We start from the raw sequence: 14,306 nt of genomic DNA, 5'->3' as shown, positions 1-14,306 counted from the left end.
CAGGTGGCTCACGGTGACGCCGAGATATTCGCAGCACCGAGATAGGTGCCATGCCGTTTCTATTTTTCTGGTCAGGCTGCAAACCGCCCATCGCTCTCCTGGGCCCGCCCCAGCGCTACCAGCATTTCCAGTAGCTTCGGCAAACGTCTTTTCCAAGGGCCGCGCGCAGTGAACCTCGCAGCGATCTCATCAGTTGAGAGCGGTACCGCGCTGCCGGCGAGGACATCGGCGACGGCGCGGACTTGCTCGATGGCGTCTTTCGGCCACGGCTGGGGTTTGACGCCGGGCGGGAAGGTGATGGCGGCGGCTTCATCGTCGTCGGATCGGTCGCGCTGTTCGGTGTCAGCGGTAAGGCTGACCTGTTCTGGTTCGTGCTCGCGGGCGAGGTCGGGGCTCTGGAACTTGGGGCGGAGCCAGCGGATCTGGCCGCGCGCTTCGTCGGCGGCGCGTTGGGCGTTGAGGGCAACGAGGCGTTCGAGGACGGTTTCGTCGAAGGCGCGTTTGGCGTCGTCGCGGGTCTGGTCCTCACTGGGTGTGGCGTTGGCGTGGGCGGTGCGCAGCAGAGGCAGCAGGTCGCCCCAGCCGTAGGCGCTTAGGACGGCTTCGTCGAGTTCGTCGTGGAGTTGGCGCAGGATGGAGACGAGGCCTTGTTCGTGGATGGTGCGTTCTCTGGTGGTCAGGACGTCGCCGCTGCGCAGTTTTTCGAGGACGTTGTACATGCCGGTCAGGGTCAGGCCGGAATGCTGCTCCTGCTGGCGCTTGCGGTGGGCGTCGAGTTGTTCGGCGAGGTGACGGATGCGGTCTGAGGGGTATTCGCCGTAGGTCTGCGATTTCCCTGCTCGGCCGTTTTCGTTGACGAGGGCGACGCCGATCGGGCCGCCGAGCTTGTCGGCGACGTGGAGGTTGGGGAAGGGGTAGGTCTCAAAGCAACGCGACTTGTTGTAGCGCGGGTCATTGCCGACTCCGAGGCGACCACCCGTTGCGAGCGACCACACAACATGCACTTGGCTTGCCAGCACCCCAAGAGTCTCGCCGCGTTGATCCGCAACAGTTACCAGCGAACTGTCCGGCGTCATGTCGACCGAAAGAAAGCTGAAGAACCGATGTTTGGATGTTTCCAGGGTGGCGATGAAGCGAGAAAGCCCCTTTGTTGCCGTCCGGAACTGTTGACGCGGATGTCCGATCACCCACCATTTTTGGCGGAAGATTGCGTTTCGATTGAGGTCGCGTTCCGGCTTCGCGCGTTCCAATAAATATTGGTATGCAGCAGGAAACCGATCTCGCACGTCTTCCATTTCCAGACCGTAGAAGTCGATGACATAAAGGTTGCGTGGAACTTGCGAGAGGTCGCGGCCATTGATGTACGGACGGATGTGTTCATCAAGTCCAACAACCGTTCCGAGTCCAAGCTCAATAGCCCTGCCGTGGTCAATCTGGAACGCGGAACCAATCGTCTTCATGCCTACCGAACACAGGGCGGTGTTGGCCATCAGCGGCAGCGCCTGTGTCACGTCGACGCCTACCGTGAGGTCGGCATTGATCCGCCCGCGCTGGCGAGCGAGAGACACGACAAGGTCATCGCTGCCGTCCACTGCCTCGTTTCGCTCGTCCGTGACAGTGACGAGGCGGCCATTCCTGCGCCCGCCCTCACCCACCGTCATTGCGATTCGGACAGCAGCGCCGTCGGCGCTATCCACCCACGGGTGGTCCGGAATCGCAAAAACGAGCGAAAGCGGCGGCTCCCCATCGAGATGCGGTTCAACAGCGCGACGGACATACGCTTGCCGCAGGCTGTTGGTCGTAATAAAGCCAAATTTCCGGATGGCACCGCTACGTGCGAGCAATGCGGCGTAGTGCCACCAGCGCATAACGAAGTCAGTGGACTGTGGCACCTCGGGCCACGCCTCTTGAAGTGCATCGACGTAACCATCGCCGAGTACGTCCCGCATTCGTTTCGAGCCAATAAATGGCGGATTCCCCACCACGAAATCCGCCTCTGGCCACGTCGCCTTCCTTGGGCTGACGTAACGCTCCACCGGCTTGCGGGCGGTATCATCGGGCACCTTCTCGCCGGTCACCGGGGAGACCTTCATCGTCTCGCCATCCCAGCGCGTCACCGGGGTGCCGTGCACGTCCAGCACTAACTCCACGCTGTCATACGCCAGCACGGCGTCGCGGCTCTCGATGTTGCGGAAGTCGCGGATCACCGGTTGCGGGGGATGCACGTCGCCGCGGGTGCGGAAGTGCCATTGCAGGTAGCCGATCCACAGCACGACCTCGGCGATGGCGGCGGCGCGGGGGTTGAGTTCGATGCCGAGCAGGTTGTGAGGGTCGACGGTCTCGCCGGCGGCGGCGTCTGCGCGTTCGCCGTCCAGGGCGAGGCCGGTCTGGCGGTAGCCGAGTTCGTCCAGGGCCAGCAGCACTTCGCCTTCCAGTCGCTTGAGGTGTTCCAGGGTGACGTACAAAAAGTTGCCGCTGCCGCAGGCGGGGTCGAGCACGCGCACGGTGCACAGGCGGTGGTGGAAGCGCCGCAGTTCCTTCACCGCGTCGTCGGGTTTGTCCTCGGCGGCAAGGGTCATCGCGGCGGCCTGGGCTTCGCCCCACTCCTTGCGCAGCGGTTCGATCACGGTCGGCAGCACGAGCCGCTCGACGTAGGCGCGCGGGGTGTAGTGGGCGCCGAGTTTGTGGCGCTCGCCGGGGCTGAGGGCCCGCTCCAGCAGGGTGCCGAAGATGGCCGGTTCGACGTGCTTCCAGTCAGCGCGAGCGGCCTCGATCAGCAGGATGAGTTGGGCGGTGTCCAGCGGCAGGGTGTCGGGCTGCTTGAACAGCTTGCCGTTGAAGCGCAGCACGTTGACGGCGATCACCGCGGAGAAGCCGCCGCTGTCCATGTCGCGCCAGAGCTGGGCGAGCATGCGCATGGCGATGTCGGGTTGCTCGGCATGGCGCGTCAGCAGTTCGCGGAAGCTGTCGTGCGGCAGCAGCTTCACGTCCTCGGCAAACATGGTGAACAGGCAGCGCATCAGGAACTGGGCGACGGCTTCGGCATCGTGCCCGGTCTGCTCCAGGCTGCGGGCGAGCTTGGCCAGGCGGGTGGCGATCTCGCGGGTGACGCGGGCGGATTCGCGGCTGGGGTCGAGGCCGAGCGGGTCGAGCCAGATACGGCGCAGGCGGTCGCGGATCTCGGGCTTGCGCAGGTCGGCCAGCGCGATGCGGTGGCTGCGCGGATCCGGGAACGGAGTGTAGGTGGCGCCGGAGCGGCTGAACTCGGAGTACAGCTCAATGCGGTGGCCGACATCCACCACCACCACGAACGGCGGGCGACCTTCGGCGGCGGGCAAGGCACGGGCATAGGCCTCGGCCTGGCTGCGGGCGCGCAGCATGGCGTCGTCGAAGCCCTTGGTGTGCGCGCCCTGCTTGAGCTTCTTGGACTCGAGGACGAAGGCGCCGCGGCGATACAGGTCGATGCGCCCGGCGCTGCTGCTGCCGTCGCCGTGGGCGAAGGTGATCGGGCGCTCGAACATGTAGTCCTGCTCGGGCGTGGGGTGCGGGGTATCGACGCCGAGCAGTTGGCTCAGCTCGATCAGAAAGGACTGGGAAGTGGACAGCTCGGAGGCTGCAACCCCCTGCCAGCGGGTGATGAAAGCGTCGGCGCCGTCCTGGATCTCGGCGTCTGCTTGCGTGTTCACTGCGTCCGACATGTAGGCCCCTCTGCCCTCCGCATCCTGCGGTCACTACATGATACGACACCGGGCCCCTGCGCTGGACGCGCACCGCTAGGTTCGCGGTGCGGCCAGTGCCTTGGCCTACCTCAGTGCAATAGACCGGCCAGCTCCGTAGCACCGGTCCAACCATGCAAGCGACGCCCCTCCTCCCCTTTAGAATCAGCCGAGGGAGAGGGAGATCCGATGGCTGGGCAAACCAAGCGCGATGCGAGTACGGCGGGATTGCAAGTACCCTTCGGGGAGCGCGACGCGATCCTTACCCGCCTTCAGCCGTGAGTGGTGGGCTGGCCTGCGGCTGCCACTGCCCAGGGTGCGGCCGGCAGCTGATGGCCAAGAAGGGCGAAACCCAGCGTTGGCACTTCGCCCACTACCAGGGCGGGGGCGATGAGCACTGCTACGAAACGGCCGTGCACAAGATGGCCAAGCAAGTTCTGCTCGCTGCGCGCCAGATCGAGCTACCCACCTAGAAGCGCACTACCGCCTTGTCCGACCTGGACCACCATCTGCACCAGGAAACCTTGGAGCGCCCGGCACGCCCGTGGGAATACACCCAAGCCAGGGAGGAAGAGTGGATGGTTGATACCCGCATGGGTATCGAGCCGCGTTACGTGCTGCAGAAGATGTGGTCGGCGCCGCAGTCGGGAATGACCAAAAAATGGATGGGGAGGACTACGACCTCTGCCAGGCCAACATCACCACCTGGATTCAGCGGGGTTGTTCTAACCGAGACTACGGCCACTTGTGAGTGGCGGCCTCTTGCTCCGGCCTCTGACACGTCGTAATAAACCTCATGCCGGTAGCAAAGCCGTCGGTGTTGTGCCCGCACAGCCAATAGACTCCGGGTCAATCAAAACCGTACTCTAAATCTGGCCACTACTCAGATCGGGGGGCATCGCTCGCCGTCGCGCTTCTACACCAGCTTCTTCTGGGCTTAGAGCTGTTTGACTTCGGCGTTGATCGACTGCAACGTTGTAAGGACTACGAGCACCCTTGATTAGCACCTCGAGTATTTATATCACTCTCGCTTCGACTCACCTAGTGGAGCCAATGATCAACCTGCTGGAAGAACTGCGCTGGACTGAGATGGATTACGCGGTCCATGCGACCAATCAAATGGTGGCGCTGGAGATGTATCGAGACGAGTTGGTCCGACCATCGCTGCAGGCGCTGGACGAACGCCTGAATCAACTCGAGCGGAGCGAGGCCATAGAAGATCAGTTCGCTCACGACGACTTTGCCGCTCTTCACCACGCCACAATCGAAGGCTACCTACTGACCACTCAGTCAATGTTTGAGCGCGGGCTTCGCGGGATGCTCGTCAAGGTTGCCGAAAGAACGTCCCCAAGCCTTGTCGACAAGGTCAAGAAAGCGCCTTGGGACGCAGGGCAGAGCAAGAGCATTCAAGCGCATTTCCAAGCGCTTATGGCTGCGCCCCTGGACCTGTTCGGCTGTGACGACGACCTACTCATCCTTCAAAAGCTGGGCAACGCCCTGCGTCACGGTGATGGCCGCTCGGCAGAGGAATTGCATGGCCTTTGCCCGTCTCTTTGGTGGAACTGGCTACCTCCTGGAGCGACGCTCCAAGTTGGAGAGCACGAAATTCTTATCCCAGCCGACGCCCCGCGCCACCCGAGCTTCGATCGAATCACGTTACCAAGCGAGCTGCTCGAACAAATGATGCAGGCTGTGCTGTGGTTCTGGCAGGACATCGAGTTCGTGCGGTGCAACTCGTTTAAGAACAAGCATCCCACTGCCGTCCGAATGCTCGCCGAGATGCGAGCCGCTCGTCCTTTACGGAAGGAGCAACGCTATTGGTCACGTTTCTGACAGGGGTTTGACTTCAAGCCAGTTCCGGCGCGATACCTCCCTTGCCGCGAGGGCAAACACCCCCGGCGTAACTCCAACGCTTGAGAACCGACGCTTTCCACGCCCAAAAAGGCCGAGGCTGCTATTGCAGCCTGCCAATGTGGAATACCTCGCCCGATGAACTGAAGCCGTTCGGCCTTCGTGCCAGAACGACCACGCCGCTCCGTTGCACCGCCGAGCATTTGGTGTCGCAGCAAGATGGCGGCAAGAATGTGGCCGGCAACATCGCGGCGGCCTGCTGGCTCTGCAACACGCGCCGGCACAAACGGTAGGCCGCGCGTGCAGCTCGACGCAGAGTGCGTCGCACCTAGTACCAGTGGCGCCAAGGACTGGCCGCATGTGCCGCGCGCGAGTTGCCGGTGAGTTCTGTTGTTGTCCTCGTCGAAGACCCGTACGCCACGCTGTTCGACGCGGCGCATGCGTATGCGACCGAGACCTCCGCCGAGGTCGATCTCGAGGTCCGCTTGAAAGCGCTCCTACCGACCTTGCCGTCCTATGAGCCCCGCGACCCGTTCGCCGCCGCGATAGCGGGCGGGGCCATCCAGCCTCCGAGCCATTCCTGCCGCTAACCTGTCCGGTAGCGGACGTGATGACCGAAGTGCTCATCCGCGCCGGCATCTTTGCCCACTAACCGTGCAAACCTATTCGCACGACGCAACATGCTAAGTTCATCCATGGGTCTCTCAGGACACGAACGAGAGGATGTTGGCTCGGCGTCTTGGTTCGAGCCAAGAGATTATTTTTGCTGGTACCGCTTAAGTTGCTAATGAGCTAGGTGCAACCGTACTGCTCTACCTTGTCCGCAACGTTCTCGACGCAAGGTGATTCGAACCTATGGGCGACCACTATCTTCCGCAACACTACCTCAAAGGCTTCGCCGTCAATGATCGGCTGTGGGTCCACGATCTTGAAATGCGGAAAAGCCGGCCAGGTCAGCCTAAGTCAGAGGCTAACGTCAATGGGCTGTGGCCTAGTGAGCTGGAACGACATCTCGCCGAACAGATTGAGGGGCCAGCGCAAGACATTATCGATCGAATCCGGCATCGCCAGCCGGTGGCCTACTCTGAAAAGAAAGTGCTTGCGACCTACCTCTTGACGATGTGGAAACGTGTGCCCGCGGGCAAGGAGCGGGTAGCAAAGAATATACCCATAGTCGCAAAAGGCACCAGAGCCAGATTGCATGCGCGATTCGACCTTGCTGCTACATTCACTCCTGAACTTCGTGCAGAAGCAGAGGCAGCCAAGCAGCTAACCGACGAGATATTGGATCGCTACATAGCGCATCCACCTGATCACTTCTGGCATCACTCTGTTCGGGAGGAGAGTACGCCCAGGATGATGGGAGCGCTGCTGGATATGACTTGGACGTTCCTTGTCAGCGATAGCGATCTCTTTCTGACTTGCGACGATCCACTATTCTTCTTTACTCGTACAGGTATATCCGGTCCCGCTGCGGAGTTGAGCATCCCCTTGTCCAGCACCATCACCCTTCTGGCTCATAGGCAGGGGGAACAACGTAAGCAATTTCGAGAGGTGAGAGCGAGCACTGTAGTCCAGCTCAATCGCCGCACCGCTTGCAACGCCCGTCGCTTCATGTACTCAGAGTCGGCCACACCTTGGGCCCTAAAGCTGGGAAGGCATAAGCCGGATCCGGTTCGCATCAGAATACGTGTGGCATAGCAGAGTGTTAAATTGACCGAGCAATGGCCTTGATTGGATTAGCCTGAGATACTGGCTTACGGCCGATATTAGACATGCTTGCTACCCTCGATAAGTCTTCCTAATCCCTGCCCGCTCGTGTCTGCTTCGGGCCAAAGTCCCCACCCTATTCCTAGCCCCGCAGGCGAAAGTAGTTGGGGCGGCAGCTGCAGGAGCCGTCTCGATAGCTGGTAGTAATGCCATAGGCGAAGGATCTGTGGTCGCATTTGCGACTGAAATGGCCATGCTGGACTTGCTACATCGGCGAAACATTCACAGGCTTCGCATTGGCATCGTCGCTCCAAATGAGATGACGACCGCAACAGGCTCCGCTCACAGAATTATGCCGACGCTAAATACTCGTATCGAATTCAACAGGGCACCGATATGAGCAACCGAACAACGAGCGTCACCCTATTCCAGTGCACCAACTGCTTCAACCGAAACAACTTCACCGTCAAAGCTCGCTGGGCTCGCTTCTCCATCGCCTTGGCTGTCATCGCCAGCCTGAGATTGACTCTGGGTGCTGGCGCCCTCGCCATTACCTTCTGTGAGTCGGTTTGACCCCATGGCTTCCAGCCCGGCATCATGCAGCCAACCGGGGGATCCATGGACTTCGACAACCTGTTTGAGCAATCCAATGCCTTGACCCACGACATGGTCAAGGTGATCGATAGGCCGCTCTTCGATGACAGCCAGCGCATCCATGTAAGTGACCTTCTGTGTTCCCTGTCCATGGAGCATGGCGACAGTGCCCGTGCACTCCTGCATACCGGCTTGTTGCCCTCCGCCTTAGTGATCCACCGGGCTCAATTTGAGGCCGTGGTGCGGGCCATCTGGACGCTCTATGCCGCCACCGATGGTCAACTGGCTAAGCTGGTCACGGAACTGACGCTGGACACTGAACGGGCGGCCAAGAACCTGCCCAACGTCTCCGTGATGGTTGAGGAACTGGGCAAGAAAGCTCCGCCCAACGCGGTGACGCCGCTGAGGGAATTCATGGCTTACAACTGGAAGGCCCTGAACTCGTACACCCATGCGGGCATCCATCCCTTGCGCCGACACCAGGACGGCTATCCGATGCAGCTAGTCGTGGACGCACTAATGAACGTCAATGGGATGTTCGTCCTAGCAGCCATGCAGGCCTCTATTCTCACGGGCGTGCCGAACCTGCAGCGCAAGGTATTGGACGCTGCTGCACACTATCCCATGGTGCTGCGCTCCGCTGACTCTACCCCCGATAAATCTCCCTAATCCTAAATTTGGTAGTAGCTCCCCTACCCTACCCGTTGGGTCAAGGGGCGCAGAGGACACGCTGGCGGCGCTGGTGAGCTGGGTGGCCGCTGGCGTCCATACCGAGGAAGGCCCGGCCGCTAAGTGAAAGCTCGCGACCGGCGGAAAAGCTGCCGGCGTAGTAAACGTACCCTATCGATAATCCCCAGCCCGTTTCAGCCACCACGACACCGGCGTAATCCGTAACTTGAAGGCCGGTAATTGATCGCCCCAACCCACCCTCAACCGCTACGGCAAGAAAAGTACTGGCGAATGGAGTGGCACAGACCGAATGATGAGGCAGGAATTACCGCCGCGACTCCGCGGCCCGCCGGCAGCGGGACCTCAGCGCTGCAGAGCGACGTATTACCAGCGGTACTTCATGCCGACCAGCCCTGCAAATTCGTTGAAGTCACCGTTGCCGGCGCGATAGCCGAAGTGCATCCAGCCTGTCCAACCCGAACCGAGCTCGGCCTGTGCCCCAACCTTGAGTTCATAAATGTCGGTGGAGCGCTCAAGCCGTTCGACGTGCTGATTGAAGGCTACCGCCTCGTGCCCCTCGCTGTGCCACCAGTTGGCCTCGATGAAAGGCTGCACGCGATTGAAGTATGTCTCTTGAGGCCTAGCATACGCTCGTGCACCCAGGCGGGTGACCCAGCTTCCAGCATCCTTGGATTGAACGACGGTGCCATTGGCCTCTTTGTGCCCGTCGTCGGCGTAGTCGTTGTGGATGACCTGCGCCTGGGGCTCAACGAAGTAAGTGTGGTTAGCAGCACTGCCCGCCTCGAAGGCGTGGCCTACCCCGATGGAGGCAGCCCATGCGGTGCTGTCGTAACGCTCCAGTGGCAGCGCCTCACCCTGCACGCGGTTGCGGAAGTCGCCGTACTGGATCCAACCATCGAGATAGAGCCCGGTCGGGGCTGCCGCACTCTGGTACCAAGTGGCGTACAGGCCAAAGATGGAGCCCTTGTGACCTTGCCTTCGGCCCGATAGCCGGTGAGAAGGCTCCTGGCGTCCGTGTCGGCCTGCAGAACACGCTGGCAGAGCGGGTAAAATGGGATATTAAAAGGCGAATTCCTGCTGCATCGGCCTCGGGACCTGGCGCAGGCACGCCAGATGGTGGCCGAGCCGGTAGAGATCTATAACGCCGAGCGGCCACACCTGTCCTTTAAAATGCAGACGCCCGATGCAGTGCATCGAGCGTCTTTGGCCGCCTGACGGCCACTCCATCCGCCACAGGTGTCAACCTATGGCAGGACGGGTCACGCTGGCGCGGACGCACACCCTGCCGCTATTTGCCGGTCACCGCGTCCTGCAGCTTCTCCACCGCCTGGTCGGCCGTGAACGTGTTCGGCTTTTGGATCTTCGGGAAGTCCACGAATGTCTCGTTGAACTTGGTCAGCAGCGCAATCGCACCGTAGATGATGTAGACGTGGTTGATGTACCAATCCCAGTAGGTATTGGAGGTCACGTCCGCGAACTCGTACGGATCGGTCCGCAGGTTGTAGATCTTGGGAATCCGCATGGGGGTGAACGGTTCGCCCCAGATCTGCATCGTGCCTTTGCAGCGCTGCTCGATGAAGGTCACCTTCCAGTTGTCATAGCGGATCCCAAGCATGTCGCCATCGTCGGAGATGTAGACGAACAGCTTGCGCGGCGATTTCTCTTCCTTGCCGGTGAGGTACGGCAGCAGGCTGACGCCGTCGATGTGGTTCTTGTACGTGCGCCCGATCGCCTTGACGCCCTTCTTGAGGTCGTCGACCACGCCCTTGTTGCCGGCCAGTTCCAGGAAAGTGGGCAGCCAGTCATGGTGCTGGACGATCTCGTTGGAGACCGAGCCGGCCTTGATCTTGCCCGGGTAGCGCACCACGAGCGGAATCCGGAACGCGCCTTCCCAGTTGGTGTCCTTCTCGCTACGGAACGGCGTCATGCCGCCATCCGGCCACGAATTGCGGTGCGGCCCGTTGTCGGTGGAGTACACCACCAGGGTGTCTTCGGCGATGCCCAGTTCGTCGAGGTAATCGAGCAACGAGCCCACATTCTTGTCGTGGTCGATCATCGTGTCGTGATACGGCGACTGCCAGCGCCCGGCCTGCCCCAGGCTTTCCTTCTTGGTATGCGTGATCAGGTGCATGTGGGTGAAGTTGACCCAGACGAAGAACGGCGTGTCGTCGTCGTTCGCCTTCTTGATGAAGCCCTTGGCGCGGTCGGCGAAGTCGTCATCGCATGTCAGCATGCGCTTGCGGTCCAGCGGGCCGGTATCCTCGATCTTCTGCTTGCCTACCTTGCCCCAGCGCTTCTGGTCGGTGCTGTCATCCTTATCGGTGGCGAAACTGTGGATCACCCCGCGCGGCTTGATGGTCTCGATGAAATCCCCGAACTCGTCCTTCGGGAAGTAGTCGTACATCTCCGGCTCTTCTTCGGCATTGAGGTGGTACAGATTGCCGTAGAACTCATCGAACCCATGGTTGGTGGGCAGCATGTGGTTGAGGTCGCCGAGGTGGTTCTTGCCGAACTGCCCGGTCGTATAGCCCTCGTTCTTCAGCAGCGCGGCGATGGTCACGATCTTCTCGTTCATGCCGACCGGCGCGCCCGGAATGCCGACCTTCGACAGGCCGGTCCGCAGGACGCTCTGGCCGGTGATGAAGGACGAACGCCCTGCCGTACAGGACTGTTCGCCGTAGGAGTCGGTGAACAGCATGCCCTCGTTGGCCAGGCGGTCGATGTTCGGCGTCCGGTATCCCATCAAGCCGCGCGAGTAGCAGCTGAGGTTGGAGATGCCGATGTCGTCTCCCCAGATGACGAGGATGTTGGGCTTCTTTGCGGATGAACCGGGCTTCTTCTTTGCGGATGAGCTGGCCATGCACTTCTCCGACGACGGTGGTGCTCAATAGTCCGCGTCGGTCATCGTCGCGGCCAGCGTGTTTCTACTTAGACGGCGTCAGTAAGTCTTCGCCTCCTCCTGCTCATCCCTCCCAGCTGATGCCTTTTGGCGCACTGGAGAAACCGGCGGCCCGCAGCGCGTCCATCAGGCCGTCGCGTCGGGCTGGCGCATCGTCGATCAGCTCCACGGTGAACGAGCTGCGCCGGCCCCGCCGCAGTGCGCTGGCCAGCGCCTGCGCCGCGGCAGCCGTGGTGCCTGTCAGGGACACATCGTCCGCGTCAAAGAACGTCAGCAGCTGACGCCCCCCTGGGCCAGGTACATCAGCGGCCGTCCACCGCCGATCACCACCACGGCACCGGCGCGGCGCACCGGCCGCACGCGCGAGCCGTGCACCGGCCAGGCGACGACGTCGAGGCACGGTGGCGCGAGGATTCATGGTGTTTTCCGCAGAGGTCGGGCATCACGCCCGAAAGAGACGATGGAGCGGCGCAGGCGGCACGTCAGCGGCGACATCGCCGTGGCAGATACGAAGCTGGCAAGACAGGTTCCCCGGATGACCCTGCGGCACATCTTGCAAACTTGTTGCAGAGCGTCAATCGACCCGGACGCGTGCAATGACCGCGCGTTGCATCCTCCTGTCCAGAGCGCGGCTCAAGTGACTGATTTCATTCAACGCATGCCGCCGGACACGCGTGAATGCCCTTACTTTCGAGCATATCCACATAGCCAACCGTGTTCGGCCGTCTGCCATGACAACGCCCCGGAGACTGCCGCCTGCGCAGCCGTGACGATCCGCAGGTGCGGCCACCCCTGCGCTGGCGTAGCCTGCGCGCAGCCCGCCCGTAAACGGAGATCGCCCTGTGATTCCGACCACGCCCGCCCGCCGTTTCCCCGCCGTGCTCGCCCTCGCGATCGCAGCCGCCTTGACGCTTCCCTCGAACCGGGCGCAGGCGCAGGCACCGCCCCCCGCCAGCGCCCCGGCCGCCACCTCGTTCAACGCCCTGCTCGATGCGCAGACGATGGCCGCGATCAACGCCGATCCGGAACTGCGCACGATGCTCGGCATCAGTGGCGATGCCGCCGGTGATCTGTCCGGCCAGCTGACCGACGTCTCGCTGGCCCGGCGCGAGATCAACCGCCGCTTTCTTGTCGACAACCTGGCGCAGATCCGTGCCTGGAAAGGTGCACCGCTGGATCCGCAGCAACGGCTCAGCGACGGCCTGGCGCGCTGGTTCTACCAGACCCAGATCGATCTGATGGCCGTGCCATGGGCCGCGGCCTGGTTGCCGGTCGGCGGCAGCACCTACGCGATCGACCAGTTGTTCAGTCTGCCGGTCAACCTGCCGCAGTTCATGGACAACCAGCATGCGGTGACCGACGACACCAGCGCCCGCCGCTACATTGAACGGCTCCAGGCGATGGGCACCAAGCTGGACCAGGTCCGCGCCAACGTCGACATGCAGGCCCAACAGGGCGTGGTGCCGCCGGCGGTTGCGCTGGAAGGGGCGGCCAACCAGTACCGTGCCCTGCTGAAACCGGCGCCGCAGGACAGCCTGTGGGTGCAGTCGTTGCAGCGCAAGCTGGACAAGGTCCCGTCCATCCCGGCGGCCCGGCGCGCTGAACTGATCGCGCACGCCACCGCTGCGGTGCGAGACGCGGTGAACCCGGGGTATCAACGCCTGCTCGACAACGTGCAGGCCACGCTGGCGACCCATCCCGGCAACAACGGTGTGTGGGCACTGCCCGAGGGCAAGGCCTACTACGATGCCGCGCTGCGCTGGTATACCAGCACCGACCTGGATGCCGATGCGATCCACCAGACCGGCCTGCGCGAAGTGGCGCGGCTGGACACGGCGATGGATGACCGCCTGAAGCAGCTGGGCCTGCGCGAGGGCAGCGTGGCCGCCCGCATCGAACAGCTACGCAAGGACCCGCGCTACCTGTATGAGGACAGCGACGCTGGCCGCAGGCAGCTGATCGGCGACATCGAACAGCGCCTGCGTGATCTTGATCCGATCCTGCCGACCTACTTCGGCCATCTGCCGACGCAGGAGCTGCAGGTTCAACCGGTACCCGCGCACATGCAGGCCACTTCGCCCGGCGGCTACTACTACCCACCGGCGATGGACGGCTCGCGGCCGGGCACCTTCTTCATCAACCTGGGCGATATCACCTCCAATACGCGCTGGAGCATTCCCACCCTCACCTATCACGAGGGCTCACCGGGGCATCATTTCCAGATCTCGATCGGCCAGACCCTGGCCGCGCTGCCGATGCTCCGCCGCAGTCTCAATCCCAGCGCCTTCAGCGAAGGCTGGGCACTGTATGCCGAACAGCTGATGGCCGAGACCGGCGTGTACCGCGACGACCCCGCCGGTGATCTAGGCCGCCTGCAGGCCGAGATGTTCCGCTCGGTGCGGCTGGTGGTCGACACCGGCCTGCATCGCAAACGATGGACCCCCGAGCAGGCCATCGCCTACATGCAGGACAAGACCGGCATGACCCCGGCGGATGTGCGCATCGAGGTCTACCGCTACCTGGTGCAGCCCGGTCAGGCCGCCTCCTACAAGATGGGCCAACTGCGGCTGCTGGAACTGCGCGAGCAGGCACGACGGGAGCTGGGCGACCGCTTCGACATCCGTGCGTTCCACGACCTGATCCTGGGCAACGGCGCCATGCCGATGACGGTGGTCAGCCAGGCCGTGGACGCCTGGATCGCCGCCGGCGGACCGGCCTCCACCCGGACACCATGACGCCCCTGCACAGGTGCCGGCCGCTGGCCGGTGCCTGCGTATAAATACCTAGCGTCTTACCGTGTAACTCCGGTTGTCCGCCGCGTGGGCGGTGCGCAGAGTGTCAGCAGG

Annotated in this window: 11 protein-coding genes and 1 pseudogene; 8 read left to right on the top strand and 4 right to left on the bottom strand. The window is 62.4% G+C overall.

Going from position 1 to position 14,306, the window contains the following annotated elements; genetic code table 11:
• Positions 1–71: 71 nt before the first annotated feature.
• On the bottom strand, positions 72–3,698 hold the full coding sequence (locus ACVOKO_RS00990) for a class I SAM-dependent DNA methyltransferase (RefSeq protein WP_346496393.1): 3,627 nt from the start codon (positions 3,696–3,698) through the stop codon (positions 72–74).
• Positions 3,699–3,850: 152 nt separating this feature from the next.
• Between ACVOKO_RS00990 and ACVOKO_RS00985 the strand changes: the two genes are divergently transcribed.
• From ACVOKO_RS00985 to ACVOKO_RS00960, 6 genes are all read left to right on the top strand, one after another.
• Positions 3,851–4,189 (top strand): competence protein CoiA family protein, encoded by a 339-nt coding sequence (locus ACVOKO_RS00985; RefSeq protein WP_481510353.1) that lies wholly within the window; start codon positions 3,851–3,853, stop codon positions 4,187–4,189.
• Positions 4,190–4,769: 580 nt separating this feature from the next.
• Positions 4,770–5,549, top strand: a complete 780-nt coding sequence (locus tag ACVOKO_RS00980) for a hypothetical protein (protein ID WP_346496389.1) — start codon at positions 4,770–4,772, stop codon at positions 5,547–5,549.
• Positions 5,550–5,686: 137 nt separating this feature from the next.
• On the top strand, positions 5,687–5,860 hold the full coding sequence (locus ACVOKO_RS00975) for an HNH endonuclease (protein WP_346496387.1): 174 nt from the start codon (positions 5,687–5,689) through the stop codon (positions 5,858–5,860).
• Positions 5,861–5,947: 87 nt separating this feature from the next.
• Positions 5,948–6,157 (top strand): hypothetical protein, encoded by a 210-nt coding sequence (locus ACVOKO_RS00970; protein ID WP_346496385.1) that lies wholly within the window; start codon positions 5,948–5,950, stop codon positions 6,155–6,157.
• 265 nt (positions 6,158–6,422) lie between these two features.
• On the top strand, positions 6,423–7,268 hold the full coding sequence (locus ACVOKO_RS00965; RefSeq protein WP_346496383.1) for a DUF4238 domain-containing protein: 846 nt from the start codon (positions 6,423–6,425) through the stop codon (positions 7,266–7,268).
• A gap of 627 nt (positions 7,269–7,895) precedes the next feature.
• A complete protein-coding gene (locus tag ACVOKO_RS00960; protein ID WP_346496381.1) occupies positions 7,896–8,540 on the top strand; it encodes a DUF6988 family protein in 645 nt (214 codons plus the stop codon).
• A 384-nt stretch (positions 8,541–8,924) separates the two neighbouring features.
• Here the strand turns inward: ACVOKO_RS00960 and ACVOKO_RS00955 are convergent, their stop codons facing one another.
• On the bottom strand, positions 8,925–9,602 hold the full coding sequence (locus tag ACVOKO_RS00955; RefSeq protein ID WP_346496460.1) for an autotransporter outer membrane beta-barrel domain-containing protein: 678 nt from the start codon (positions 9,600–9,602) through the stop codon (positions 8,925–8,927).
• On the opposite strand from ACVOKO_RS00955, the pseudogene ACVOKO_RS00950 reads away from it, so the two are divergent.
• Positions 9,587–9,776 (top strand): annotated as a pseudogene (locus tag ACVOKO_RS00950) (integrase core domain-containing protein); the annotation flags it as partial. The gene ACVOKO_RS00955 and the pseudogene ACVOKO_RS00950 overlap by 16 nt on opposite strands.
• 73 nt (positions 9,777–9,849) lie before the next feature.
• On the opposite strand, the gene ACVOKO_RS00945 reads toward ACVOKO_RS00950, so the two are convergent.
• Positions 9,850–11,421: an arylsulfatase gene (locus ACVOKO_RS00945; RefSeq protein ID WP_346496379.1), complete on the bottom strand. Its 1,572-nt coding sequence runs from the start codon at positions 11,419–11,421 to the stop codon at positions 9,850–9,852.
• A 103-nt stretch (positions 11,422–11,524) separates the two neighbouring features.
• Positions 11,525–11,710, bottom strand: a complete 186-nt coding sequence (locus ACVOKO_RS00940; RefSeq protein WP_346496377.1) for a hypothetical protein — start codon at positions 11,708–11,710, stop codon at positions 11,525–11,527.
• A gap of 655 nt (positions 11,711–12,365) precedes the next feature.
• Between ACVOKO_RS00940 and ACVOKO_RS00935 the strand changes: the two genes are divergently transcribed.
• A complete protein-coding gene (locus ACVOKO_RS00935; RefSeq protein ID WP_346496376.1) occupies positions 12,366–14,195 on the top strand; it encodes a DUF885 domain-containing protein in 1,830 nt (609 codons plus the stop codon).
• The last annotated feature ends 111 nt before the right edge of the window (positions 14,196–14,306 follow it).

It is taken from the genome of Stenotrophomonas sp. STEN240 (assembly GCF_056756175.1).
The sequence above is the reverse complement of the archived record's forward strand: the minus strand, read 5'-3'. Positions and strand labels throughout refer to the sequence as shown.